The 24799-nt window shown below is 68.2% G+C and carries 24 protein-coding genes; 11 read left to right on the top strand and 13 right to left on the bottom strand.

All coding sequences use genetic code 11. The features are described from left to right. Window positions 1–47: 47 nt before the first annotated feature. Window positions 48–1019 (bottom strand): helix-turn-helix transcriptional regulator, encoded by a 972-nt coding sequence (locus tag ABIC50_RS24145; protein WP_354167260.1) that lies wholly within the window; start codon window positions 1017–1019, stop codon window positions 48–50. 162 nt (window positions 1020–1181) lie between these two features. Here ABIC50_RS24145 and ABIC50_RS24140 point away from each other — a divergent pair, with 162 nt between their 5' ends. From ABIC50_RS24140 to ABIC50_RS24120, 5 genes are all read left to right on the top strand, one after another. Further along, window positions 1182–2303 (top strand): ABC transporter substrate-binding protein, encoded by a 1122-nt coding sequence (locus ABIC50_RS24140; RefSeq protein WP_175731030.1) that lies wholly within the window; start codon window positions 1182–1184, stop codon window positions 2301–2303. 7 nt (window positions 2304–2310) lie between these two features. Further along, on the top strand, window positions 2311–3246 hold the full coding sequence (locus ABIC50_RS24135) for an alpha/beta hydrolase (protein ID WP_354167257.1): 936 nt from the start codon (window positions 2311–2313) through the stop codon (window positions 3244–3246). Beyond that, window positions 3243–4307, top strand: a complete 1065-nt coding sequence (locus ABIC50_RS24130; RefSeq protein ID WP_354167254.1) for a FecCD family ABC transporter permease — start codon at window positions 3243–3245, stop codon at window positions 4305–4307. Before ABIC50_RS24135 ends, ABIC50_RS24130 begins: the two co-directional genes overlap by 4 nt. Further along, the gene (locus ABIC50_RS24125; protein ID WP_354167251.1) at window positions 4300–5109 is read left to right on the top strand and encodes an ABC transporter ATP-binding protein; all 810 of its coding nucleotides are present in this window, start codon (window positions 4300–4302) and stop codon (window positions 5107–5109) included. Before ABIC50_RS24130 ends, ABIC50_RS24125 begins: the two co-directional genes overlap by 8 nt. 125 nt (window positions 5110–5234) lie before the next feature. Next, window positions 5235–5810 (top strand): polysaccharide deacetylase family protein, encoded by a 576-nt coding sequence (locus tag ABIC50_RS24120; RefSeq protein WP_354167248.1) that lies wholly within the window; start codon window positions 5235–5237, stop codon window positions 5808–5810. A 12-nt stretch (window positions 5811–5822) separates the two neighbouring features. On the opposite strand, the gene ABIC50_RS24115 is transcribed toward ABIC50_RS24120, so the two are convergent. Further along, window positions 5823–6815 carry a phosphotransferase gene (locus ABIC50_RS24115; RefSeq protein WP_354167245.1) on the bottom strand — a complete coding sequence of 331 codons (993 nt, stop codon included), beginning with the start codon at window positions 6813–6815 and terminating at the stop codon, window positions 5823–5825. Here ABIC50_RS24115 and ABIC50_RS24110 point away from each other — a divergent pair. Then, window positions 6814–7503, top strand: coding sequence for a cephalosporin hydroxylase family protein (locus ABIC50_RS24110; RefSeq protein ID WP_354167242.1), 690 nt, complete (start codon window positions 6814–6816; stop codon window positions 7501–7503). The genes ABIC50_RS24115 and ABIC50_RS24110 overlap by 2 nt on opposite strands. Here the strand turns inward: ABIC50_RS24110 and ABIC50_RS24105 are convergent. The 6 genes from ABIC50_RS24105 to ABIC50_RS24080 form a co-directional block, all read right to left on the bottom strand. Further along, window positions 7460–8665 (bottom strand): glycosyltransferase, encoded by a 1206-nt coding sequence (locus ABIC50_RS24105; protein ID WP_354167239.1) that lies wholly within the window; start codon window positions 8663–8665, stop codon window positions 7460–7462. The genes ABIC50_RS24110 and ABIC50_RS24105 overlap by 44 nt on opposite strands. A gap of 7 nt (window positions 8666–8672) precedes the next feature. Further along, window positions 8673–9740, bottom strand: a complete 1068-nt coding sequence (locus ABIC50_RS24100) for an asparagine synthase-related protein (RefSeq protein ID WP_354167237.1) — start codon at window positions 9738–9740, stop codon at window positions 8673–8675. Next, entirely contained in the window at window positions 9737–10615 is an 879-nt protein-coding gene (locus tag ABIC50_RS24095; protein ID WP_354167234.1) for a radical SAM protein, read from the bottom strand. Before ABIC50_RS24095 ends, ABIC50_RS24100 begins: the two co-directional genes overlap by 4 nt. Before the next feature lies 1 nt (window position 10616). Next, window positions 10617–11609, bottom strand: a complete 993-nt coding sequence (locus ABIC50_RS24090; protein WP_354167232.1) for a phosphotransferase enzyme family protein — start codon at window positions 11607–11609, stop codon at window positions 10617–10619. Continuing rightward, a complete protein-coding gene (locus ABIC50_RS24085; protein ID WP_354167229.1) occupies window positions 11610–12359 on the bottom strand; it encodes an FkbM family methyltransferase in 750 nt (249 codons plus the stop codon). Window positions 12360–12601: 242 nt separating this feature from the next. Continuing rightward, window positions 12602–14194, bottom strand: a complete 1593-nt coding sequence (locus ABIC50_RS24080) for an ABC-F family ATPase (RefSeq protein WP_354167226.1) — start codon at window positions 14192–14194, stop codon at window positions 12602–12604. A gap of 168 nt (window positions 14195–14362) precedes the next feature. Between ABIC50_RS24080 and ABIC50_RS24075 the strand changes: the two genes are divergently transcribed. Then, window positions 14363–14815 (top strand): lipocalin-like domain-containing protein, encoded by a 453-nt coding sequence (locus ABIC50_RS24075; RefSeq protein ID WP_105834488.1) that lies wholly within the window; start codon window positions 14363–14365, stop codon window positions 14813–14815. A 145-nt stretch (window positions 14816–14960) separates the two neighbouring features. Here ABIC50_RS24075 and ABIC50_RS24070 read toward each other — a convergent pair whose 3' ends face one another. Next, window positions 14961–17258, bottom strand: coding sequence for an AsmA family protein (locus ABIC50_RS24070; RefSeq protein WP_354167223.1), 2298 nt, complete (start codon window positions 17256–17258; stop codon window positions 14961–14963). A 151-nt stretch (window positions 17259–17409) separates the two neighbouring features. On the opposite strand from ABIC50_RS24070, the gene ABIC50_RS24065 reads away from it, so the two are divergent. Together ABIC50_RS24065 and ABIC50_RS24060 are read left to right on the top strand one after the other, a co-directional pair. Beyond that, a complete protein-coding gene (locus ABIC50_RS24065) occupies window positions 17410–18111 on the top strand; it encodes an ABC transporter ATP-binding protein (protein WP_012363965.1) in 702 nt (233 codons plus the stop codon). Further along, on the top strand, window positions 18108–18911 hold the full coding sequence (locus ABIC50_RS24060; RefSeq protein ID WP_165751492.1) for an ABC transporter permease: 804 nt from the start codon (window positions 18108–18110) through the stop codon (window positions 18909–18911). Before ABIC50_RS24065 ends, ABIC50_RS24060 begins: the two co-directional genes overlap by 4 nt. Before the next feature lie 43 nt (window positions 18912–18954). Here ABIC50_RS24060 and ABIC50_RS24055 read toward each other — a convergent pair whose 3' ends face one another. The 3 genes from ABIC50_RS24055 to ABIC50_RS24045 all read right to left on the bottom strand — a co-directional run bounded on the left by ABIC50_RS24055 (window position 18955) and on the right by ABIC50_RS24045 (window position 21361). Beyond that, window positions 18955–19428, bottom strand: coding sequence for a PliI family lysozyme inhibitor of I-type lysozyme (locus tag ABIC50_RS24055; protein ID WP_175699765.1), 474 nt, complete (start codon window positions 19426–19428; stop codon window positions 18955–18957). A 204-nt stretch (window positions 19429–19632) separates the two neighbouring features. Continuing rightward, window positions 19633–20184, bottom strand: coding sequence for a DUF6013 family protein (locus ABIC50_RS24050; protein WP_105834522.1), 552 nt, complete (start codon window positions 20182–20184; stop codon window positions 19633–19635). A gap of 160 nt (window positions 20185–20344) precedes the next feature. Continuing rightward, window positions 20345–21361 (bottom strand): zinc-binding alcohol dehydrogenase family protein, encoded by a 1017-nt coding sequence (locus ABIC50_RS24045; protein WP_354167221.1) that lies wholly within the window; start codon window positions 21359–21361, stop codon window positions 20345–20347. A gap of 123 nt (window positions 21362–21484) precedes the next feature. Here ABIC50_RS24045 and ABIC50_RS24040 point away from each other — a divergent pair, with 123 nt between their 5' ends. Both ABIC50_RS24040 and serB read left to right on the top strand, forming a co-directional pair. After that, window positions 21485–22426, top strand: coding sequence for a LysR family transcriptional regulator (locus tag ABIC50_RS24040; RefSeq protein WP_354167219.1), 942 nt, complete (start codon window positions 21485–21487; stop codon window positions 22424–22426). 189 nt (window positions 22427–22615) lie between these two features. Then, the gene (gene serB, locus ABIC50_RS24035; RefSeq protein ID WP_354167216.1) at window positions 22616–23461 is read left to right on the top strand and encodes a phosphoserine phosphatase SerB; all 846 of its coding nucleotides are present in this window, start codon (window positions 22616–22618) and stop codon (window positions 23459–23461) included. Window positions 23462–23538: 77 nt separating this feature from the next. Here the strand turns inward: serB and ABIC50_RS24030 are convergent, their stop codons facing one another. Beyond that, window positions 23539–24723 (bottom strand): cystathionine beta-lyase, encoded by a 1185-nt coding sequence (locus ABIC50_RS24030; protein WP_354167213.1) that lies wholly within the window; start codon window positions 24721–24723, stop codon window positions 23539–23541. Window positions 24724–24799 lie beyond the last annotated feature (76 nt).

The raw sequence follows: 24799 nt of genomic DNA, 5'->3' as shown, positions 1-24799 counted from the left end.
TCTTTGCGTAAGCATCGAAGTCGTTTGAGCGCCGTCGCCGGCCGTCGTCAGCGCTTGTCGCTGCGTCGCGCGAGCGTCGGCGTGACGCCGAAGCGGCGCTTGTAGGCCGTCGCGAAGTTCGCGGCGCTCGTGTAGCCCGCAAGCGCTGCGGCCTGCTTGACGCTCACCGCGTCGCGTTCGAGCGCGAGCCGCGCGCGTTGCAGATGATGTTCGCGGACGAAGTCGAACACAGTCGTGCCGTAGGCCGCACGAAACTGGCGCTGCATCGCGTTCGCGCTCATCCCGGCGTGCCGTGCGATGTCGTCGATCGACAGTGCCTGCGCCGCGTCGCTCGCGAGGAACGCGCGCAGTTCGGCCATCCGTCGATAGTCGCGCGAGCCGAGCGACGCCTCCGCCGCCTGCGCCGCGTCGGTCTCGAGCGGCGTGAACGCCTCGGCGAGCAGTTCGAGCACGCGGCTCTCCAGATAGATCGCCTGCAGCATTGGCTGATAGGCGGGTGGCCGCACGATCTGTTCGGCGAGCGCCGTCGCGCGCGGCGTCGGCTGCCAGAAGCGGATCGCGAGATGGGCGGACAGCATCGTGCCGAGCTGTTCCGGCAGGACACCGCGGCTGGCTGCCTGCAGATGGCCGAGCCATTCACCCGACATCGCGAGGCTCAGCCGCCGCGCATAACCACCCTTGCTGAGCCGCCTGCGGAACGTGTCCGGCTCGACGGCGTTGAGCAGGAACGACTGCATCCGGACCGCGGGCCGCGCGGCTTCACGATCCGCGCGACCGGTGCGGCGCCCGTCGGTCGTCAACACCACGCGCCGGCTGCCGTACGACACGTCGAGTGCGCCCTCGAGCAGCAGCACGAGATGCAGGCCCGGCGAACACTGCCCCGACATCACGGCGTCGAATTCGTCCGTTGCATCGTCCGAATGGATCCGCAGCCCGGGCCGCACCTCGCGGATCCGCGCGACGTGCGCGTCGTGTCGGTTCCGATCGGAATGGAAAGCGGCTGGCGTCAGCGCTGTCATGTGGTCATACCCCCCGCGCGCAGGTCTCGTGCGCCTGCACAAACTATTTTCGCGTTCAATCAAACATCCGACGCCCATGCCGCGGCCCCGGCTCGGCTACAATTAAATGAGAATTATTCTCATTTATATCGTATCGGGAGTCACGTGAAAAAGACAAGCGGAATGTGGGCCATGCTGGGCGTATGGCTGTGCGGATGGCTCGTGGTGCATACCGCACAGGCGGACACGACGACCGTCACCGACCTGGCCGGGCGGCAGGTCCGGATTCCCGCGCGCGTCGAGCGCGTGCTGCTCGGCGAGGGCCGTCTGCTGCCGGCGCTGGCAGTGGTCGACGGTGACGATCCGACGCGCCGCCTCGTTGGCATGATGGGTGATTTCGAGCAACTCGATCCCGCGAGCTACGCGCAATGGCTCGCGCGCTTCCCGCGCCTGAAGGACGTGCCGCGCATCGGACGCTCGCAGACCGGCAGCTTCAGCGACGAGCGCGCGCTCGCGCTGCGGCCGCAGGTTGCGATCTTCGGGCTCGGCGGCGGCCACGGCCCCGGCGAGCGCGATCGCGAAACGCTCGCGCGGCTCGAGGCGGCCGGCGTCGCAATCGTGTTCGTCGACTTCCGGCACGACCCGCTCGTCAACACGCCGCGCAGCATCGCGCTGCTCGGCCAGGTATTCGGCTCGCCGCAGCGCGCGGCGGAATTCAACGCGTACTGGCAACAGCAGCTTGACCTCGTCCGCACGCGGCTCGCGACCGCGCACCCGGCCGCGCCGAGCGTGTTTCTCGAAAGCCGCGTCGGCCTGTCGAGCGACTGCTGCGACACGATGACCGGCATGATGGGGCGCCTGCTCGACGCCGCCGGCGGCAACAACGTCGCGAAAGGCCGCGTGCCCGGCGAGCACGGCACGCTGAACCCCGAATACCTGCTGAGCCGCCAGCCCGATTTCTACATCGGCACCGCGATTGGCTCGCTCCAGACGCTGCAAAGCGCGCCGCAACGCATCGCGCTCGGCGCCGGCGTGCCGCACGACGCCGCCGTCCGCTCCCTCGACCGGTCGCTGAAGCGGCCGCAGATCACGCGGCTGCGCGCGGTCCGTGAGCGGCGTGCGTATGCGATCTGGCATCACTTCTACAATTCACCGTTCAACGTCGTCGCCGTGCAGGTGATGGCCAAGTGGCTGCATCCGGCACTGTTCTCCGATCTCGATCCGCGCACCACGTTCGACACGATGGTGCGACGCTTCCAGCCCGTTCCGCTTCAAGGCGAATACTGGATGCAGGAAGGTTCCTGACATGCAGATGCCCGCCTCCTCCATGCGCCGCGCCCTCCTCGTCGCCGGATTGGCCGGCCCGCTCGGCGGCCGGCTCGCGCCCGCCTGTGCCGCCGATGCACCTGCGTGGCCCGGCCTCGACGCCGCGCCCCCCGTCTTCGTGCCGGACAGCCGCCAGTTCGACGTGACGATCGCCGGCCGCACGCGGCGCCTGTTCGTCGCGTTGCCGGCCGAGCGTTCCGGCTCGGCGCCCCATCCGGTGCTCACCGTGCTCGACGGCAATGCGCTGTTCCCGCTCGCGGCGCAGCTCATCCGCAATCGCCGCGCACGGCCGGACGGCACGCGCGACGCCGAGGCCGTCGTGATCGGCATCGGCTATCCGGTCGACGGGCCCTACGACATGGCCGCGCGCGCGGACGACTACACGCTCGCGCCGTTGCCGAACGGCCGCGGCGTCGTCGCGGACCGTTTTCTCGACTTCATCGAGCACGACCTCCAGCCGTGGCTCGCCCGCCAGTTGCCGGTCGATCCCGAGCGGCAGACGCTGTTCGGTCACTCGTACGGCGGCCTGCTGACGCTGTACGCGATGCTCACGCGCGCGCACCTGTTTCGGCGCTACGTGGCCGCGAGCCCGTCGATCTGGTGGGGCGAGCGCGCGCTGCTGCCCTATGCCGACCGGTTCGCCGCGCAAACCGCCCCGCTCGCATGGCCGCTGCGCGTCCTCGTGACCGCAGGCAGCCTCGAGGAAGGCACACCGAACCCCGACGCCGAACGGATGCGCCGCCAGCAGGCGCGCAAGCAGGTGAGTTCCGCCCGCGACTTCATCGCGCGCGTGGGCGGCCGCCCCGGGCTCGACGCCGCGTTCCGGCTGATCGACGGCGAGGATCACGGCGGCGTCGTGCTGCCGAGTCTCGCGCTGGCGTCACGCGTGGTGTCCGAGCCCGCGTCCGGAGCGCTCGCATGAGCACGACGCCCCCCGTTTCGCCTTCTTCGCTGCGACTTCGCTATCGCGCAGTCGCCGCGCGGCGTGTCGGTGCGCTGGCCGCGCTCGCATGCGTGCTCGTCGCGCTGCTCGTCGTCGACGTCTCGACCGGCCCATCGCCGTTTCCGCTCGCCGATGTGGTCGGCGGCCTGTTCCGGCCCGACGGGCTGCCGCTCGAACAGCGCGTGATCCTGTGGGACGTGCGGCTGCCCTATGCGCTGATGGCCGTGCTCGTCGGCGCGTCGCTCGGGTTCGCCGGCGCCGAAATGCAGACCGTGCTGAACAACCCGCTCGCGAGTCCGTTCACGCTCGGCATGTCGGCCGCCGCGAGCGTGGGCGCGTCGCTCGTCGTGATTTCCGGCTGGCACCTGGTGCTGTGGAACGAGAACGTCGCGCTGTCGCTCGGCGCGTTCGCGTGCGCATGCGTCGCGACGCTGCTGATCGTCTGGCTCGCGTGGCGCCACGGCGCGACGACCGAAACCGTCGTGCTGTTCGGCATCGGCCTGATGTTCAGCTTCGAGGCCCTGCAGTGGCTGCTGCAGTTCATCGCCGACGCAAATGCGTTGCAGCAGATCGTGTTCTGGAGCATGGGCAGCCTGGCGCGCGCGACGTGGGGCAAGATCGCGCTGCTGACCTGCGTGTTCACCACCTGCACGCTGTGGGCGAGCGTCGACGTCGCGTCGTTGACGGCGCTGCGCGCCGGCGACGAGCAAGCGCGCAGCATGGGTATCTCGGTCGAGCGGCTGCGGCTCGTCGCGCTCGCGCGCATCAGCCTGCTGTCCGCGACGGCGCTGTCGTTCGTCGGCACGATCGGTTTCGTCGGCCTCGTCGGGCCGCACGTCGCGCGGCTGCTGGTCGGCGACGAGCATCGCTACTACCTGCCGGGCGCGGCGCTTGCCGGCGCGATCATGCTGGCCAGCGCGTCCGTGCTTAGCAAGACGCTGATCCCCGGCGTGACGCTGCCGATCGGCATCATCACCGCGCTGGTCGGCGTGCCGTTGTTCATGCTGCTCGTCAGCCGGCGCAGGAGGCTCCATGGCTGAGCCGATGCTGCATCTCGACGCGCTGTGCGTCCGCTACGGCGCCCGGCTCGTGCTCGACGGGCTGTCGCTCGCGCCGGTCGAGCCGGGCACGACGGTCGGGCTGCTCGGGCCGAACGGCGTCGGCAAGTCGACGCTGCTGCGCGCACTGGCGCGGCTTGCGTCCGCGACCGGTCGCGCGACATTCGGCAGCTTCGACCTGCTGGACGGGTCGCGCCGCGAACACACGCGGCAAGTCGGCTATCTGCCGCAGACCTTGCCGCAGCCGTCGTCGCTACTCGTGTACGAAGCCGTGCGCAGCGCGTTGCGCGCCACCTGCGGCGGCCTGTCCGACGCGACGCGCGACCGGCGTTTGCAACAGGTGTTCACGCGGCTGCGGCTGCACCCGCTGGCAATGTCGCCACTCGACCGGTTGTCGGGCGGCCAGCGGCAGATGGTCGGACTCGCGCAGGTGCTCGTGCGCGACACGCCGCTGCTGCTGCTCGACGAACCGACCAGCGCGCTCGACCTGCGCTGGCAATTGCTCGCGCTCGAGGCGGTGGGCGAGGCGGCCCGCCGGCGTGGCGCAATCGTGCTGGTCGCGATGCACGACCTGAATCTCGCCTCGCGTTTCTGCGACCGGCTCGTGCTGCTGAGCGCCGACGGACTCGTCGCGGACGGCGCGCCGGCCGACGTGCTGACGCCGCCGAACCTGCGGCGCGCGTACCGCGTCGATGCAAGGGTCGAACGCACGGCGTCGGGCGATTATGTCGCGCTGGCAGAGCGGGCAATTCCGGATGAGTCGGCGCTCGCTTGCGACAATTGAGCGATTCGACGCTTGAGCACGGGCGGTTGCGCGCGCAGGCTTTCGCTCGCTGACAACGCACGACCGAGCAGCCTCCGGATTGCGCTATCGTTCAGGTTCCCCTCACACGACGCGCCGTCCACGCGATGTCCATTCACCTCAGTTTCGACGACGGCCCCGGCCCGTCGACGCCCGCGTTGCTCGACGTCCTGCGCGACGCATCGTGCAAGGCGACCTTCTTCCTGCTCGGCACGAACCTGGCAGGCGCGCTCGACGTCGCGGCGAGAATGGCGCACGAAGGCCACCGGCTCGGCAATCACACCCATTCGCACGCGAGACCGGGCGCGCTGGCGGACGACGTGCTGATCGACGAGATCGAGGCAACCGACGCGCTGATTCGCGAGGCCTGCCGCCGCGCCGGCGTTCCTGCGCCGGACGCGATCCCGCTGCGCCTTCCGTACGGGTTGATGCCGCAGGACAATCGCGCGACCGTGCTCGCGCGCCTGCAACGCGAACACACCGGCTGGACCGCGATACTGGATGACTGGCAGCGGCCGGCGCCGTCACCGCAGGCGCTATTCGACGCAATGTGCGCGCATGTCGACGCCAGCGCGGCGCGGCATCGCGACGTGCTGTTCTGCATGCACGACGGATCGCGGCACGGCGAAGCGCGGCCCAACACGGTCGAAGCCGTGCGCCTGTTCCTGAATCGGCAGCGCTGACACGACGGCCGGCTAGCTTTCGGGCGCCGCCTCGTCCAGCAACTGGCGCCAGCCGCCGAGAAATCCGATGCCGGGCCCCGGCATCCACAGGCCGCGCTGCGCGGCTTCGAGATGGATCAGCGTCTGGTCCGCGCAGAACAGCACCCTCAGCGCATCCCGCCTCACGTGCATCCAGTCCGGCGCAGCGTCAGGCCGCGTCGCTGCGTAGGCTTGCAGGCCGGCTTCCCAGCGCCGTGCATCGAATACGAAGCGATCGTCCGTGGCCGCATCGCGCGACAGCGCGAACAACGCAAAGGCCGCCTCGAGCCATTGCGCGCCCTGCCCCACATCGTCGAAATCCAGCACGCCGTTCACCGCATTGCCCACGTACAGCAGGTTACCCGCGTGATAGTCGCCGTGCAGCCAGTGCACCGGCCCCGTCATCCAGCGTGCGGCGGCGTCGAGATGCGCGCGGATTCGCCGGATCACCGTGGCGTAGTCACGGCCCAGATCGCCCGCCAACGACGGCATCGCCCGCGCGGCGACGCGCGCATGACGCGCCGACAGCCACGCCAGCGGTGCCGATTCGCTCACGGGTATCGACGCCAGTGCCGCATGCAGATGCGCGAGCGCACGCATCGCATCGATCGCGCCGGCCTGCGCGTCGTCGGGCAGGCCGGGACGTCCGTCGATATGCTCGAACAGGTGCAGCCAGCTTCCATCGGCGGCCTGCACACCGGTTTGCGCATCCACGGTCGGCCGCAGCCGCGGCAGCGCGGGCAATGTCGGCGCCGTGCGCAAACGGCCGAGACGCCCGAGTATCGACGCCTCGCGATGCACCTGCCCGACCGGCTTGCCGGACCACGACACGCGCAGCACCGTGCGCCCCGCGGCGCACTCGACGAGGTACGTTTTGTTAGTATGGCCCGACGCCAGCGCCTGCAGGCGCGCCGGCGCGATGTTCCAGTACCGGTGAAGCCACGGTTCCAGCGTTTTCACGTCATTCCTACTCGTTGCATTGACCATGTCAGAGCGTCCTTCGGCCCGCATGCGGGACATCAACATCGAATGGCTGACGCGCGCCGCCGAATTCGACCATCTGTTCCAGACGCGCTGGCTCGGCGAGCGCTTCTTCCATCTGCCCGGCGACATGCTCGCGCTGCAGGAGCTGATCTGGCGCGCGCGTCCCGACTGCATCGTGCAGACCGGCATCGCGGCGGGCGGCGGCGTCGTGTTCTCCGCGTCGATGCTGGAATTGACGGGTGGCCACGGCCGTGTGGTCGCGATCGAACCGCGCCTGCGCGACGAGGTCAGGCAGCGCCTGCAATCGCACCGGCTCGCCCATCGCATGGTGCTGATCGAAGGCGAATCGTGCGCAACCGACACGCTCGCATCGGTACGCGCGCGGATCGGCGACGGCGCGCGCGTGATGGCGATCCTCGATCTCACGCATACGCACGCGCACGTGCTGCGCGAACTCGCCTGCTATGCGCCGCTCGTGACGCCCGGCAGCTACGCGATCGTGATGGATACCATCATGGAGTATCTGCCCGAGTCGATGTTCGACGGCAAGCCGTACGGCAGAGGCAACAACCCGGCCACGGCCGTGCAGGCGTTTCTCGCCGGCGACGACCGGTTCGAAGTCGACCACGACATCGAGGACCGCGTGCTCATGACGCTGTCGCCAGGCGGCTTCCTGAAGCGAGTGCGCTGATCAGGCGGGCGGCCTGCGCCGAACCGTCGCGCGCGTAGCTCGCGCGGATCCGCGCCGCCTGCTCGCGCAACGATCCGGGACGCAACAGGCGTTCGAGCGCGTCGGCAATCTCCGTGACGCCGGCCTGCTGCAGATCGAGCACGCATCCCGCGCCGGCCCGTTCGACGAAGTGCGCCGAATGGAACTGGTCGTTGCAGAACGGCGACAGCAGCATCGGCACGCCGCACGCGAGCGACTCCATCACCGAATTCGCGCCGCCGTGGCTGACGAACGCGTGCGTGCGCCGCAGCAGCGCCAGTTGCGGCGCGTAACGCACCGCGACGACGCGCTCGTCATCGACCGGCAGCAAATCCGAATCGGCCAGTTCGCCCACCGACAGCACCAGTTGCGCCGACGTCGTGCGCGTCGCGTCAATGACTTTCGCGAACAGCTCCGGGTGGTAGTAAAGCTGGCTGCCGAGCGACATGTAGACGAGCGGGCGATCCGCGTCGAGGCGTTCCCACGGGAACGCCGTCTCGTCGCCGCGCGGGCCCGAAGGCATCGCCGGGCCGACCAGTTCGACACCGGGCGGCGGCGTACCGACCAGCGCGTCGGTCGTGAACGCGAGCGTCAGATGCGGCGACAGGATGTCGCAACCGCGAAAACGCGCGTCGAGACCGTAGCGCGCGAACAGGCGCGTGCGTTCCGGCTCGAGCCATCGCACCGTACGGAGCAGTTCCGAATCGAGCGCGTCGGGCAGCACCGGATTCAGCGAATTGGACATCGAGACCCACGGCAGCCCTTCCAGCTCGGCGGCGATCGCCGCTGCGTAGAGCAGCGGATCGATCACGACCACGTCGGGCTGCCATTCGCGCAGCACGGCGCGGATGCCGTCCACCTGAGCGGGCGCGAGGTCGATCAGCAGCGTGCGGATCCAGTGCCTCAGCCAGTCGGCGTCGCGAATGTTCGCGGCGAAGCTCGCGCCGCGCGACAGATCGTGGCGTTCGGGCGTCTCGCGCGGCCCGACGAATGCAAAGCCCCCGGCGCCGTCGAGTTGCGCGCTGATGTCGGCCGGCGCGTAGAACGCGACGTCGCAGCCGGCCGCGCGCAGATGCTGGGCCGGGCCGATGCACGGATTGACGTGGCCCTTCTCGGGCACCACGCAGAACAGGATGCGTTTCATGAGCGACTCAGGTTGGGCGATGCGCGGCATCGAGATGAAGGCGATCGAGATGATCGAGGATCAGCGTCAGCGTTACCCACAGCACGCGCTCGGTATCCGCCTGCAACGTGGGCGCGGCCAGACCGAGCGAGTCGGCCAGTGCACGCGTGCGGTCGCGATCGAGCAGCGGCGCGAGATCCATCGCCGGTGCGAGCCGCCCGCGCTTCGGGCCGTGCACGAGATGGTCCGGCAGGTTCAGGCGCGCACCGAGATCGCGCAGGCACTGCTTGTTCGGGTCGGGTGCGATGCTCGTCAGATGCGCGACGACGTCGGCATCGACGAACGGCGGATGCAGATCGACCGACGCCTCGTCGAACAACGCATGGCACAGCGGCAGATAGTTGGCCGACCGGTCGCGGCGCAAGACCTGATCCGCGCCGTCGCCGGTGATCGCCACCTCGACGCCGTCCGCGGCGATCGCCTCGGCCAGCAGCAGCTTCGCGACCGGGTGCAGGTTGAACATCGGCTCCTCGACCGCATGGGTCGTTCTCGGCAGCGCCGCGACGAAGTCGGCCTCGTTCACGCGCACGATCTTCACGTTCGCCTGCATCTGCGCGGCGAGTTCGAGCGCCGCGTCGAGTTCGCAGTAGTCGGGCATGTCGGTCGCGAGGATATAGGACGTCACGTGCCGCTGTGCGCCGAGTTCGCGCAGCAACGCGAGCAGCAGCGCCGAATCGAGCCCGCCGCTCAGCGCCAGCGCGACGCGCTTGCCGCTGTCGAGCGCGCGTTGCAGCGATGCGCGCAGCACGGTGTCCAGCTCGGCATGCCGGGGCCGCTCGGGCGCCGGCCGCACCGTCAGGCCGTGCGGCGCCCGGATCAGTGCATGACCGGGCGGCACCGCGAGCACGTCGCGCAGCACCGTGCGGCCGATCAGGCGCTGGCCGCTCAGGTAGCCCGCGATGGCGGCCGCATCCGGCGCGCCGGCCGCCTGCCCCGACGCCTGCAGGACGGCGCGGATGCCGGACGCCGCCACGCCGCTGCGCGGATGGTAGTGCAGACGATCGAAACCGAACGGGTCGCGCGTGCCGACGATCATGGATAACGAGCCTTCAAGGTGTCCACTTCAATGCGTTTCAGGATTCGATGCGGCGCGACCGGCGCGCTGCCGCCGCGGCAATGCAGGCATGCTTCGAGCGGTGCCTCGCGCTGCAGATAGGCGAGCATCGCATCGAGCATGCCGGCGTCGTCGCGCAGCGGCAGGCCGTCGGCCTGGAAATCCTTCTCGCCCTTGTAGAGCGTATGGAAATGCGCCGGACGCGTACACGTGTAGAACATGCCGTCGCGAATCATATGGCAGCGCTCGCGGATCCAGCAATCGTGATAGAGACGCCGCGCGTCGTCGCGATCCGTGCCGGGCTGTGCACGATTCATCGTCGTGAACACGTCCTGCATCTTCCAGTTCAGGCGCACGTCGAAACGCGCGGCCTGGTGCTCGACATGCGCGATCAGGTCGGGCGAAAGCGCCGGCTTCGGATAGCGGGAGATGGTGAGCGCATCCACCGCTTGCCAGAACGCGTCCGGCATCTCGCCGAGCTTCAGGCCGTTCGTCGTGACGGAGATTTCGGGCGCGATGCCCGTGCCGCGCACGCGTTCGACGAGTTCGACGAGCGCCGGGTGCAACAGCGGTTCGCCGCCGACCAGCTTGAAAATGCGCGGGCTCAGCACCTTCGCGGCCTTGCGCAGATCGGACTCGATCGATTCGGGGCTCGCATACCACTCGGGCAGCAGCGGCGACAGCGAGCAGCATTCCGCGCAGGTCAGGTTGCAGTGGTCGACGATATGCGCTTCCAGCGAGCGCGTCCGGACGCGCCCATCGGCGACGCGGTAGTCGCGATCCAGCGGCGGCGGGAAGACATGCTGTCGCTCGCCGGCGCGCGGCGGATTCGGGATGGTGTTCGGATTCGCATTCACTTCAGCTTCCTGCTTCCACGCAACGGGAAAAGAAATCGATCAGACGCTCGCGCGCGTCCACCATCGCGGACGCCATCGTCACCGCGCCGCTCAGGTGCGACGCGAAGCGCGACGGATCGTCGAGCCAGCCTTGCACGACCCACAGCTTGAGCGCGTGCTGCAGGCACGCGGCATCGACGGCCCACGCGAGGTGCGCGGGATTCACCGGCCGGACCCGGCCATACGCGCGCACGAAGGCTGCCGCCAGATGCGGCGCCTCAAGCGGCAAATGATTCAGACATCGCACCAGTTCGTATTCGCGCGGCGCGCCGATCGATGCCTCCCAGTCGAGAATCAGCGGCGGCAGCGTGCCCGTGAACAGATAGTTGAACTGGTTGTAGTCGTTGTGAATCGGGTGCTGCGGATCGTCGCCGGGAAACGCGTCGAGACTGCCCGGATAGTAGCGCTCGAGCATGCGCAGCGCGAGATCGACATAGCGGCGCAGGTCCGCGCCGCCGTCGATCGCGTGCGCACGATCCCGTGCGTCGAGCAGGCTGCGGCGCACCGCGTCCGCATCGATCGCGGTCAGCCGCGCGCGGATCGTGTCGAGCGACGGCAGATGCAGCCGGTCGAGGCTCAGGTGCAGTGCGGCCAGACTCGCGCCGAGCGCATTCCACTCGGCCGGCGAAAATGTATCGTAGGTTCTGAACTGCCCGGCTTCCCAGCGCGTGAGCATCGCGTGCGAGTCCTGCCCCGTCCACAGCGATGCGCCGGCTGTCGTGCGTTTCAGCGTCTGGACACGAACGCGGGCATCGCCGTGCCTTTCCAGATGCGCAAGGACGGCGGCCTCCCTGGCCGCGCGCGCATGGTGTTCGAGCGCGTAGAGCTTGACTGCCACACCGCCGCTGTCAGTCGGCAGATACCACACGCGTTCGCTGACTTGGCGCGGCGCGTCGCTTCGGCCCAGCGCGTAGGCGTCGCGAATCTCGTCAAAGGGGATCGCAAGCCGGTCCATTCAGATGTGCTCCGCCGGCCCGTGTCGATACGGATGACCGGTCAGGAACGTGTTGTGTCCGACGTAGCGCAGCTTGTACATCGCCGGCCGGAACAGCACCGACGGATCGTTGTTCGCGATGCCGAGCAGCGGGTACAGGTCCTGCCTCACGAAGAACGCGTTGTTGCCCATGTCGTCGCAGCAGACGAGTTCATAGCCCTTCCGCCTGCCGAGATGAACGAGCGATTCGAGGCTTGCACCGTAGTAGGTCGAGCCATCCCATTCGTGGTCCGGATTGAAGCACATGACCCAGCGTTCGGGCGGCGTGTAGTACGGGTTGTATTCGATCACGACGATGCGCGGCTGAAACGCTTGCAGGCCGCGCCACACCCAGTAATCGTTGCCGTCGATGTCGATCGACAGCAGGTCGAAGTCGGCCGGCGTGTTCGCATCGGCGAGCAGTCGATCGACCGTATCGGGTTGGACGCGGTCCTGATACAGACGGACGCGCTCCGCGCCCGCGTAGTGGGCGGCAAGCTTGCCGAACCGATATGCGCTGCCTTCCACCAGCACGCCGGCCCAATCCTGTTCGTGCAGCAGCCGCGCGGTGTTGCTGTTGCGCAGGCCGTCGCTCGCGCCGATGTCGACGCAGAAGCGGTTGGCCGGCGCGATCCGCTCCATCAGGCGCGCCAGGATGCCCTCCTCGGTGCCCTGCGCGTAAAGGCTTTGCGCAAGGCCGGACAGGTCGAGCGGGAGGGGATGGTCCTGCATCGAGGGACGGCTCCGGGTCGAAATGGGGAATGATGAATGGCGTTCGGCGGTAATTTACCTGAAGTCGGTCAACGGGAGGAAACCGGAATTCGCGATGCGGTCGGGCCCGGGCGCAAGCGGAAATGAAAAAACCCGCATCGACACTGCTGTCGATGCGGGCTTGATGCGCTTCTGACGGTTCGCTCCGTGCGTTCTGGTCGGTGCCGCACCGGAACTCATGCGCGGACGAAACCTCCGGGCACTTACTCCTGCCCCTGACTCATCAGGAACTCCTCGTAATTGCCACCGAAGTCGAACAGCGTGCCGTCCGTGCGCACTTCGATGATCCGGTTCGCCAGCCCGCTCACGAACTCGCGGTCGTGCGACACGAAGATCAGCGTGCCTTCGAACTGCTCGAGCGCGATCTGCAGCGACTCGATCGACTCCATGTCCATGTGGTTGGTCGGCTCGTCCATCAGCAGCACGTTGTGGCGGCCGAGCATCAGCTTGCCCCAGATCATGCGGCCCTTCTCGCCGCCCGACAGCACCTTCACCGACTTCTTGATGTCGTCCGACGAAAACAGCAGGCGGCCCAGCGTGCCGCGCACCATCGTCTCGTCATCGCCGTCCTTGCGGTACTGGTCGATCCAGTCCATCAGCGTGATGTCGTTCGGGAACTCCTCGTACGTATCCTGCGGCATGTAGCCGACATTCGCGTTCTCGGACCACTTCACCGTGCCGTGATCGAGCGGCAGCGCGCCGAGCAGCGAACGCAGCAGCGTCGTCTTCCCCGCGCCGTTCTCGCCGATGATCGCGATGCGCTCGCCCGGCTGCACCGACAGGTTGAAGTTCTGGAAGATCGTGCGCTCGTACTTCTTCGTGATCTCTTCGGCAACCACCGCGACGTTGTGCAGCTTCTTGTCGAACTCGAAGCGGATGAACGGGTTCTGACGCGACGACGGCTTGAATTCCTCGATCTTGATCTTGTCGATCTGCTTCGCGCGGCTCGTTGCCTGGCGAGCCTTCGACTTGTTCGCCGAGAAGCGGCGCACGAAGTCCTGCAGCTCGGCCACGCGTTCCTTCGCCCGCGTGTTCGCCGCGGCCTGGCGCTCGCGCGCCTGTGCCGATGCGAGCATGTAGTCGTCGTAGTTGCCCGGCCAGACCTTCAGCGTGCCGAAGTCCATGTCGGCCATGTGCGTACACACCGAGTTCAGGAAGTGACGATCGTGCGAGATGATGATCATCGTCGAGTTGTACTCGTTGAGCGTCTGCTCGAGCCAACGGATCGAGTTGATGTCGAGGTTGTTGGTCGGTTCGTCGAGCAGCAGCACGTCCGGCTTCGAGAACAGCGCCTGCGCGAGCAGCACGCGCAGCTTCCAGCCCGGCGCGACGTCGGCCATCGTGCCGGTGTGGAACTTCTCCTCGATGCCGATGCCGAGCAGCAGCGCGCCCGCGCGCGCCTCGGCGTCGTAGCCGCCGTATTCGGCGAACTTGCCTTCGAGCTCGGCCGCGTGCATGTAGTCGTCGTCGGTGGCTTCCGGGTTCGCGTAGATCGCGTCGCGCTCGGTCATCGCGGCCCACATCTCGGTGTGACCCATCATCACGACGTCGAGCACGCGCACGTCTTCATACGCGAACTGGTCCTGGCGCAGCTTGCCGAGACGCACGTTCGGCTCCAGCGCGACGTTGCCGCCGCTCGGCTCGAGGTCGCCGCCGAGGATCTTCATGAAGGTCGACTTGCCACAGCCGTTCGCGCCGATCAGACCATAGCGGTTGCCCTCGCCGAATTTGACCGAGATATTCTCGAACAAGGGCTTCGGCCCGAATTGCATCGTGATGTTGGCAGTAGAAAGCACGGCAGGTCCCGTAAGAGAGAAATCGACGGAAAACCGTGTATTTTAGCAGGTGTCGGAGAAACTGCCGACCGCACCGCTGCGGCCCCCGTGATACGGTCGTTGACCGGTGTCGGGCCGCCCCGTCAACACGACGGCATACGCGCCATCGCCGTCACACCGGAACCCCGCATGCCAACCAGCCAGCTTCGAGAACAACTCGTCGGCGCATGGCGCCTCGTGTCCTACGAAATCCGCCCGCGCGACGGCGGCACCGTCACCTACCCGCTCGGCCGCGACGCGCGCGGCTGGATCCTGTACACGCCGGACGGCTACATGTCCGCGCAGTTGATGGCGCCCGGCCGCCCGCCTTATGCGGACGGCGACCTGCAGGGCGGCAGCGTCGAGGAACGCGCCGCCGCGGCGCACGGCTACATCGCGTATTCAGGCCCTTTTAACGTCGACGACAACGGTACACTGACCCATGAAATGGACGTGAGCCTGTATCCGAACTGGATCGGCAACGTCCAGCAGCGGGTTGTCAGTATCGACGGCGACCGGATGCAACTCGGCACGGCCGGGCCCGTCGTCATCAGCGGCCGGGAGGTTGACGCGGTACTCGTCTGGGTGCGCGCCCGCCGCTGAGCAGCGGCCCCTGGAGACATGGCGCGCCGGCGGCGGCGGCGCGCCCACGCGACCGCGCCGGCGTCGCAACGAGCACGGCCGGCCAGCCAGCCAGCCAGCGCGGCACCGTGCCGTCCCGTCCCGCCTGCCCCACCGCCGTCGCAGGTCACTTGCCGGCTTTCGCCGCTTCTTTCTCGGCCGCCTTGGCCTTCATCTGCGCGAACAGCTGCGAACACGGCACGTCGCGGTTGTTGCTCGGCGCGATCAGCGGAATCAGCGCCGCGAACGGGTTGATCAGCCCGAGCCCGACCGCCGCGCCGGCGCGCAGCGCGAGCGCGCCCGCCTCGACGCCGACCTTCGGATTCTTGAACGTGCCCTTCGCGTACAGCGGCGAACGCAGCGAGAAGATCCGGAAACCCTTCGTGTGCGGATGGATCTTCAGGTCGACCGATTCGTCGCGCAGGTTGACCGGGCCGTCGACATTGATCAGCGCGTCGTCCGTATCGAGCGCGAAGACCTTCGGCTCGAGCATGCCGTCATTCGCGACGAAATCGAACGCCGCGCAATTGATCTTCACGTCGCGGGTGCCGAACAGCTTCTCGTAGACGACGTTCGCGACGTTCAGGCCCGCCGCCTCCATCAGCAGCAGGCTGATGCGGCCGTCCGTGATGAGCGCCTTCACCTCGCCGGTCGACGTCGCGGCGAGCGCGGCCGGCGAGTTGCCGGTCGCCGACAGCGACGCGTCGCCGTTGATCTCGCCGAGCGCGGTCTGCATCACCTTCTGCGTCGGGAACAGCTGCTTGAGCTTCAGGTGGCGCGCGCTCAGCGTGAAACGGCCCTTGAGCGGCGTGCGGCTGCCGTCGAGATGCGCATTCGTCGCGAGCGTGCCGCCAGCAACGCCGAATTGGAGCGGCTCGAGCGTCAGCACGCCGTCCTGCAGCAGGATGTGCGTGTACAGGTTGGTGATCGGCAACTGCGGGCTCTTGATCAGCCTGCGGCCGGTGAATTTCACGTCCGCGTCGATCGCGCTCCAGCGCTCGGTGCGGAACGCCGCGACCGGCAGCACGCGGTCCGGCGGCTGGCGCGTCGTGTCGCCGCGCTTCGCCTTGCTCGCGGGAGAATCGGCGCCGATCACCGGCGCGAGGTCGGAGAACTGCAGCAGGTTCGACACGACTTCGCCCGACAGCTTCGGCCGCGGCTTGCGCTGCGCCCAGGTGAGCGTGCCGTGCAGATCGCTGCCGCCGACGCGGCCCTTGAAGTTCTCGTAGCGGAACGTGCTCGTGGGCGGATTGAAGTTGCCGATCAGCCGTCCGTCGGTCGCATACGGCGGCGTGTCGGGCAGCGTGATGCCGGTGAGCTGGTAGAGGTGCGACATCGACGTGCCCTGCAGCCACAGCCGCAGGTTCAGCGCCGCGAGATGCCGCGGATCGGTCAGCGTGCCGACGATCGCGAGCCGCGTATCGCCGGCCTTCACGTCGGCCTGCAGCGGGAACGGCTGCGTCGCGCTCTCGACCGCCAGCACGCCGCCCACCTTGCCGGTGCCGGTGATCGGCACGTTCTTGTAGCGGCCGTCAACCTTGAGGCCGAACGCATACGTCGGCTCCGACTTCGCGGGCACCGCGGCGCCGGATGCGCCGCTCGCGGCGGATGCGGGCACGGCCGTCGATGCTGACGAGACCGGCCTGGCTGCGGAGGCAGACGCCGCCCCCGATGCGGCCACGGCCGTCGACGCCGTGCTCGCGCCCTGTGCGGCGGATGCGCCCGACGCAGCGGACGCGGCCTCCGCATGCGCCTTTGCGGCCATTTGCGCGGCCCCCTGCTTGCCGACATGCTGGGCGGACGCCGCGAGCGAGGTCTGTTCCTGCTCCTTCAGCACGTCGCCGATCGGAATCGGATGGCCGAGCGTATCCACCGCGATCGTGAGATCGGCCTTGGTGATCGCATCGCGATAGACGATGGTCCCCTTCGCGAACGCGAAGCTGTCGAGCCGCAGGTTCCACCGCGTCGGCTTGCCCGATTGCTTGAATTCGAAGGTCCACGTGTTGCGGCCATCGGCGAGCCGCTCGAGGTCGACTGCGGGATTGACGGCGTCGATCGACGGAATGACGATCTGGTGCGTGAAGAGCGGGAGAATCGCGAGATCGAAGTGGGCGGCGTCGAGCGTGACGAACTTCGGGCCCTTCGCCCAGTCGGGGTTGCCGATCTCGAGCTGCGTGGCCGAGAAGCGCGGCCAGGGCACCCATGCGCGCCAGCCGGTCTCGCCTTGCGGGCGGTGCCAGTCGACCCTGAGATCGCCGTGGATCGCAAACGAACGGCCAAGTGCGGTGCTCACATGTTCGTTGACCCACGGTTTCGCGTGGTTCCAGTCGAACGTGAAAATGAAGATGCCGGTGGCCGCGATGATCAATGCGACGATACCGACAATCCATGCAGCCGACTTGCCAATGGCTCGAGCTAGCGTCATGGCGGTTCCGTTGTTGTTCTGCAGAGTTTGCGCGCCATGTCGGGCCCCTCCCGTGAGTGAATCGAACACGACACCGGCGGCTTTCAATCGGTATTATGGCGCACGCTGCGCCAATGCTTCGGCGCCGTTAACGCTTTTTTTCATTTGTGACATGACCGTCCCCACCGGCCTCATCGATGCGCAACAGATCACGCGCCGCGACGCCAGCAGCGGCAAGACGTTGCTGACGCCGACCGACTTCAGCCTCGCCGCGGGATCGCGAATTGCTATCACGGGAGCGTCGGGTTCCGGCAAGAGCGTGCTGCTGCGCGCGCTCGCGTTGCTCGATCCGCTCGATGGCGGTCACATCCTGTGGCGCGGCAAGCGCATCCGGCGCGGCGCGATTCCGGGCTACCGGCGCCGTGTCGCGTACGTGCGCCAGCGGCCCGCGCAGATGGACGGGACCGTCGAAGCGCAATTGCGCTACCCGTACTCGCTCGCGATCTATCGCGACGCGACGTTCGACCGTGCGCGCGCCGAAGCGCTCGCGGCGCGTGCCGGCCGCGGCGCCGACTTTCTCGACAAGCGTGCGAGCGAACTGTCGGGCGGCGAAGCGCAGATCGCCGCGCTGCTGCGCGTGCTACAGCTCGACCCCGACGTGCTGCTGCTCGACGAGCCGACGTCCGCGCTCGACCCCGAGTCGACGCGCGCGATCGAAGCGCTCGTCGGCGCGTGGTTCGACGCGGCGCCCGACGCGCGCGCGTACATGTGGATCTCACACGATCCGGCGCAGGCCGCACGAATCGGCACGATGCGGCTCGTGATGCAGGCCGGCGTGCTGCACGCCGCGCGCGCGACGCAGGCGGCGCAATGAGCCCGTCGTTGCAGGAACTGAGTCTCGTCGACGTCGGTATCGCCGCCGGCCTCGTCGCGGTCAATGGCGCGATCTCGGCCGCGCTGTCGCTCGGCCTCGGGCGCAAGCTCGCGCTCGCCGCCGTGCGCACCGTCGTGCAGCTGCTCGCGATCGGCTACGTGCTCGGCTGGGTGTTCGGCCACCCGCACTGGAGCGTCGTGCTGCCGATCACCGCGCTGATGACGCTGATCGCCGGCTTGGCGGGCGCCGGTCGCGGCAAGCATGCGTATCGCGGACAACGCGTCGACAGCATCGCGTCGATCTGGTTCAGCAGCTGGTTCGTCGCGGCGATCGGCCTGTTCGTCGTGATCCGCATTCATCCGTGGTACGCGCCGCAATATGTGATCCCGATCCTCGGGATGATCCTCGGCAATACGCTGACGGGCGTGTCGCTCGGCGTCGAGCGGATGATGGAGGAACTGACCGCGCGGCGCGACCGCGTCGAGACCGCACTCGCGCTCGGCGCCACGCGCTGGGAAGCCGCGCAGGACGCCGCGCGCCAGGCCGTGCGCGCGGGCATGCTGCCGACGCTCAACCAGATGGCCGTGGTCGGCGTCGTGAGCCTGCCGGGGATGATGACGGGTCAGGTGCTGGCCGGCCAGTCGCCGCTGCAGGCCGTTCGCTATCAGATCGTGATCATGTTCCTGATCGCCGCGGCATCCGCCCTGGGTACCGTCGGCGCGGTGCTGATGACGTATCGCCGGTTGTTCTCGGCCGACCACCGCTTTCTCGCGTCGCGGCTCGAGGAACGCGCGCCGTGACGCGCGCCTGCCGCCATGCACGCGGCCTTCGCGTGGCGTGCGGTCAGCGGGCTGCGCGGCGCTTTCCGAGCGCCTGACGCAACGCGGCCGTCACATCGGCATCGGGCGCCAGCCCGTCGACCGACGCGACGAGCCGCACTGCACGCGGCGTCGTCACATAGGCCTGCGCACCGACATAACCGCCGCTGCCGGCCGAGCGCGTCGTGACGACAAGCGCCTGCGGCGCACGTGCGCCGAGATCGGCGGTGAACGCATCGGCGACGGTGCCGTCACGCGCATGCAGCACGCCCGTCACGTAGTCATCCGTATCGAAGCCGGGCGCCGCATGCGCGGTCGAATACACGCGCACCGCATAGCTGCCCGTCGAGCACGGTTCGAGCGCGCCGCTCGACACGACGGCGGTCTGCTGTCGTGACGACAGCTCGACTTTTTTCACGAAGCTGCAATCGTCGGCCGCCTGCGCATGTGCGGCGACGAACGCAGCGGCCGACAGCAGCGCGCGCATGCGATGTTTCATGGAATGACGTTCAGGGAAGGAGGTGGCGGATGCCGCGAGGATAGCGTGACACCGGCATGACGTCACGCACGCCGGGCTCGACGAAGTCGATCATCAAACGATGAAAAGCCCAAAGCCGCGCGCCACGAAACCGTCGCGCGCGGCGCTGCAACACACCGCGATTGGTTGCGCGCGCACCGGCCGCGACCGGCCCGCGCACTGCACTCAGTGCTTGATCGACACCGTCACCCTGGTGCCGTCGCTCATCGTGACCGTCTTCGAACCGCCATTGGTCGAAAGCGACACCCACTTGACCTGGCTCACCGACACGACGTCCGGGCATTGCAGCGACTTGCCGCCCGCGCTCGCGTTGCGCGTGCCTTTCGGCGCGGCCGCCTGGAAGCTCATCTGCACGTTCGCGTTCCCCTTCGCGTCGACCGACGGCGCGAGCCGCACCTGGGTCTGGCGCACCATCGCGCCGTTCGCGTCGCGCGGCAGGTTGTCGGCGTTCGGGCAACCGTCCGGCATCGCGACCGCGCCGCTCGGCGGCACCGACTTCCAGTTGAAGTCGTCCGTTTCGCCCGAGCGGATCTTGCGGGTCTCCTGCGTATTGCCGAAGGTCTTCGAGTCGACCTTGACGGTGTATTCGAGCTGCCCTGTCCCGCCGCCCTTCAGGCTGCCCTTGACCGGCGGCGCCGCGAATACGCTCGCGCTGACGCACGCCGCCGCGAACACGGCCGACCACGATGCGGCGACTGACAAGCTGCGTTGGCTCATGCTGACCTCCTTGTAATGCGGCGGCACGCGCGTGCCGCGCGGTTTTCGATGCATGATGCGTTGCCAGTCTACCGCCAAGCGGCATGCAATGCGCCGCAAACGCATCGGGTGTTACCCCGCTTGCGTTCGTGGCGCAGCCACCCTTACGCGCGACGCCGGCTCAGAAGCCGCTCAGCACGAGCTTGCCGATCGCGCGGCCGCCCTCGAGCAATTGATGCGCGCGCCGCACGTTCGCCGCGTTGATCGTGCCGAGCTGCTCGCCGACGGTCGTGCGCAGCGTGCCGCCGTCGACGAGCCGCGCGACCTCGCTCAGGATCTTGTGCTGCTCGATCATGTCCGGCGTCTCGAACATCGCGCGCGTGAACATGAACTCCCAGTGAAACGCCGCGCTCTTCGCCTTCAGCAGTTCGACCGGCACCGGCTTGCCGTTCTCGACGATCGTGCAGATGCCGCCCTGCGGCCGGATGACTTCCGCCGCGGCCGGGAAATGATGGTCGGTGTCGTTGAAGATCAGCACGTAGTCGACTTCCGGATGGCCGATGTCACGCAACTGCGCGGGCAGATCGCCGAAATGGTCGACCACGTCGTCCGCGCCGAGCGAGCGCACCCATTCGGCCGACGCCGGGCGCGACGCGGTCGCGATCACGCGCAGCTTGCCGAGCGTCTTCGCGAGCTGGATCGCGATCGACCCCACCCCGCCCGCGCCGCCGATGATCAGCACCGACTTGCCCGCGTCCGCGCCCTGCGGCGACACGCGCAGCCGGTCGAACAGCGCCTCCCATGCGGTGAGCGCGGTGAGCGGCAACGCGGCCGACGCCGCGAAATCGAGCGTGCGCGGCTTGCGTGCGACGATCCGCTCGTCGACCGTGTGGAATTCGCTGTTCGCGCCGGGGCGCGTGATGCTGCCCGCGTAGAACACCTCGTCGCCGGGCCGAAACAGCGTGACCTCGGCACCGACCGCGACGACCGTCCCCGCCGCATCCCAGCCGAGCACGCGCGGTACTTCCTCGACCTGCGCCTTCGGCGCGCGCACCTTGGTGTCGACCGGGTTCACGGAAATCGCCTCGACCTTCACGAGCAGGTCGCGCGGGCCCGGCACCGGTTGCGGCAGTTCCACGTCGAGCAGCGCCTGCGGGTCGTCGATCGGCAGGTAACGGGTCAGTCCAACGGCTTTCATCACGAAACTCCTTCAGGGAAATCGGGCGGGCCGCGGCGCAGCCCCATGCATGCCATCGTAGGCTGCCCGATCTTTCGAGAAAACCGCTATATTTCCTGAAACATTTTCAGGAATTTTAGAATAATGAGCGCCGATTCAATTCCGGCCCCGGACAAGCCGCTCGACCTGCTCGACGTCGGCCTGTTCGTGCGCGCCGCGCTGCTCGCGAACGTGACGGCCGCCGGGCGGGAGTTCGGCGTGTCGGCCGCGGTCGCCAGCGCGCGCATCGCGCAGCTCGAGCGCCAGCTCGGCGCGCGATTGCTGCACCGCACCACCCGCCGCATCAGCCTCACGCAGGACGGCGAGGTCTTCATGGCCCGAGCCGAGGCGCTGCTGTCGGCCGCCGACGCCGCGCGGGCGTCGGTCGGCCACGGCCGCAGCGAGCCGTATGGACGGCTGAAGGTGTCGATGTCGTCGTCGTTCGGCCGCCAGCACGTCGCGCCCGTGATTCCCGCGTTCCTGCGCCGCTACCCGTCCGTGTCGCTCGACCTGCGGCTTTCCGACGAGATCGTCGATCTCGTCGACGACGGCTACGACGTCGCGATCCGCCTCGGCGCGCTGAAGGACTCGACGCTGGTCGCGCGCAAGCTCGCCGCGAACCGGCGCGTGCTGTGCTGCTCGCCCGCGTATCTCGCCGAACACGGGACGCCGCGCCATCCGGCCGATCTCGCCCAGCACGAATGCGTGATCCTCGGCGACCAGCGCGACTGGTCGTTCGTCACGCCGCAGGGGCCGCTGACCGTGCGGGTCGGCGGCCGGCTCGTCGCGAGCAACGGCGAGGCGATCCGCGAAGCGCTCGTCGACGGCTTCGGCATCGCGATCAAGTCGACCTGGGACGTCGGCCCGCTGCTCGCGGACGGCACGCTCGTCACCGTGCTCGACGACTACCCGTTCGCGCAGGACGTCGCGATCTGGGCCGTCTATCCGAGCCGCGCGCACGTGCCGCTGAAGACGCTCGCGTTCATCGCGTTCCTGGCCGAGCACTTCGGCGATCCGCCTTACTGGGATCGCGCGGACGAACGCTGAACGCTATCCTGTGGGCGGCGCTGGCGGCGGCACTGGCCGGCCATCCACGGCGATCCGGCCGCGACCGGATACCAACCGGCTACAATGGCGCGTTCGCGACGCAGCGGCCCGACGCCGGACAGGGCCCGCGTTCGCAGGCGGCCACATGCCGGCCGCGCACGCGTTTCATTCGCTTTCAATCATTCCGCCATGACCCACAACCTCGTCATCCAGAGTCTCGCGCCGCTGTCGGACGCGCATCACAAACCGCTGCTCGCGCTATCGCGCGGCACCCGCATCGTGCAGACCGACGAACATGCGCTGCGCATCGAAAACGTGAACGCCGCGCAGCGTCTCGACATCGACGCGTACTGCGGCACGCATGCGCTCGACTTCGGCTTCGTCGAAGCCGGCCGCACGCTCGGCGACTTCGGGCTCGCCGTGATGGACATGGATTCGACGCTGATCACGATCGAATGCATCGACGAGATCGCCGATTTCTGCGGGCTTAAGACGCAGGTCGCGGAGATCACCGACGCGGCGATGCGCGGCGAGATCCGCGACTTCAACGAAAGCCTCACGCGCCGCGTCGCGCTGCTCGCGGGGCTCGACGCGCACGCGCTCGAGCGCGTGTACGAGGAACGGCTGCAGTTGTCGCCGGGCGCCGAGAAGATGCTCGCCGGCGTGAAGGCCGCGGGCCTGAAGACGCTGCTCGTGTCGGGCGGCTTCACGTTCTTCACCGAGCGCCTGAAGGCACGTCTCGGCATCGACTTCGCGCATGCGAACACGCTCGAGATCGTCGACGGCAAGCTGACCGGCAAGGTGCTCGGCGAGATCGTCAACGCGGACGTGAAGGCGCGCCTGCTGCGCGAGACCTGTGCGTCGCTCGGCATCGAGCCTACCCGCGCGATCGCAATGGGCGACGGGTCGAACGACATGAAGATGATGGCCGAAGCCGGGCTGTCGGTCGCGTTCCACGCGAAGCCCGTCGTGCGCGGTGCGGCCACCGTCGCATTCGACCATGTCGGCCTCGACGGGCTGCTGCGGCTGTTCTGATCCGCGCAACCCGCCCATGAAAAACGCCGGCGCGAGGTTGCCTCACGCCGGCGTTGTGTTTTTCCGCTGCGGTTTCGTTATCGGCCGAGCGTAGCCTGCATCGCGCGCTCGATGTCCGCGCGCAGGTCGGCTTCGTCCTCGAGACCGACGTAGAAGCGCACCAGCGTGCCGCGATGCGGCCAGTCCGCACGCATCGACGCCACGTCGTAAGGCATCGCGAGGCTGCACGCGCCGCCCCAGCTCCAGCCGATCGCAAACAGTTCGAGCGCCTCGACGAAACGATCGATCTGCTCGCTGCTGTAGCGTTCGTCGAATATCACCGAGAACAGCCCGCCCGCGCCGGTGAAGTCGCGCACGAACGACGCGTGTCCCGGGCAATCGGCCAACTGCGGATGCAGCACCGCCGCGATCTCCGGCCGCGCCTTCAGCCATTGCGCGAGCGCCAGCGCGCTCTTGCTGTGCGCATCGAAGCGCACCTGCATGCTCGGCAGGCTGCGCAGCACCAGCGAGCAATCGTCGACCGAAACGCCGATCCCGCAGCGCATCCGCGCGAGCTTCAGTTGCGCGTGCAGCTCGGCGTTCGCGGTGATCGTCGCGCCCATCAGCACGTCGCTGCCGCCCGATTGATACTTGGTCAGCGCCTGCACCGAGATGTCGACGCCATGCTCGAACGGCTTGAACGCGAGCCCGGCCGAATACGTGTTGTCGATCGCGGTGACGATGCCGCGCGCCTGCGCAACCGTCGTGATCGCGCGCACGTCGGGCACTTCCATCGTCACCGAGCCCGGCGCCTCGAGCCAGATCAAGCGCGTGTTCGGCTGGATCAGCTCGGCAATGCCGGCGCCGACGAGCGGATCGTAGAAGCGTACGGTGATGCCGAAATCCTTCGCGAGCCAGTTGCCGAAATCGGCGTTCGGCCCGTAGACGTTGTGCGGGATCAGTACGTCGTCGCCCGCCTTCACGATCCCGAAATAGACGTTCATGATCGCCGCGAGGCCCGACGGCTGCAGCAGCGCATGCGCGCCGCCCTCGATCTCGGCCAGCCGCTGCGCGAGCGCGAGCGACGTCGGGGTCGCGTGCAGGCCGTAGCGCCACTGGTTGTCGTTGTGCCAGACCAGCGCGCGCATCGTCGCGAGATCGGGGAACACGACCGTCGATGCACGCGCAACCGGCGGCACGAACGAACGGAAGCCGTCCGGAATGACGTCGTCGGGTTGAACGATGCGGGTCTGGAGTGCGCGCTTCGGAGTGGATGCAGTCATGGCTGGAGGCCCGGGGAAAGGCCGTTCGGTTGCGGAATGTGTCGCTAGATTAGCCAAATTCGGCGTGGTTGGCCCG

This window comes from Burkholderia sp. 567 (genome assembly GCF_040545115.1).
In the GTDB taxonomy this organism is placed as follows: domain Bacteria; phylum Pseudomonadota; class Gammaproteobacteria; order Burkholderiales; family Burkholderiaceae; genus Burkholderia; species Burkholderia ambifaria.
This window is presented reverse-complemented; position numbering and strand designations above follow the sequence as displayed.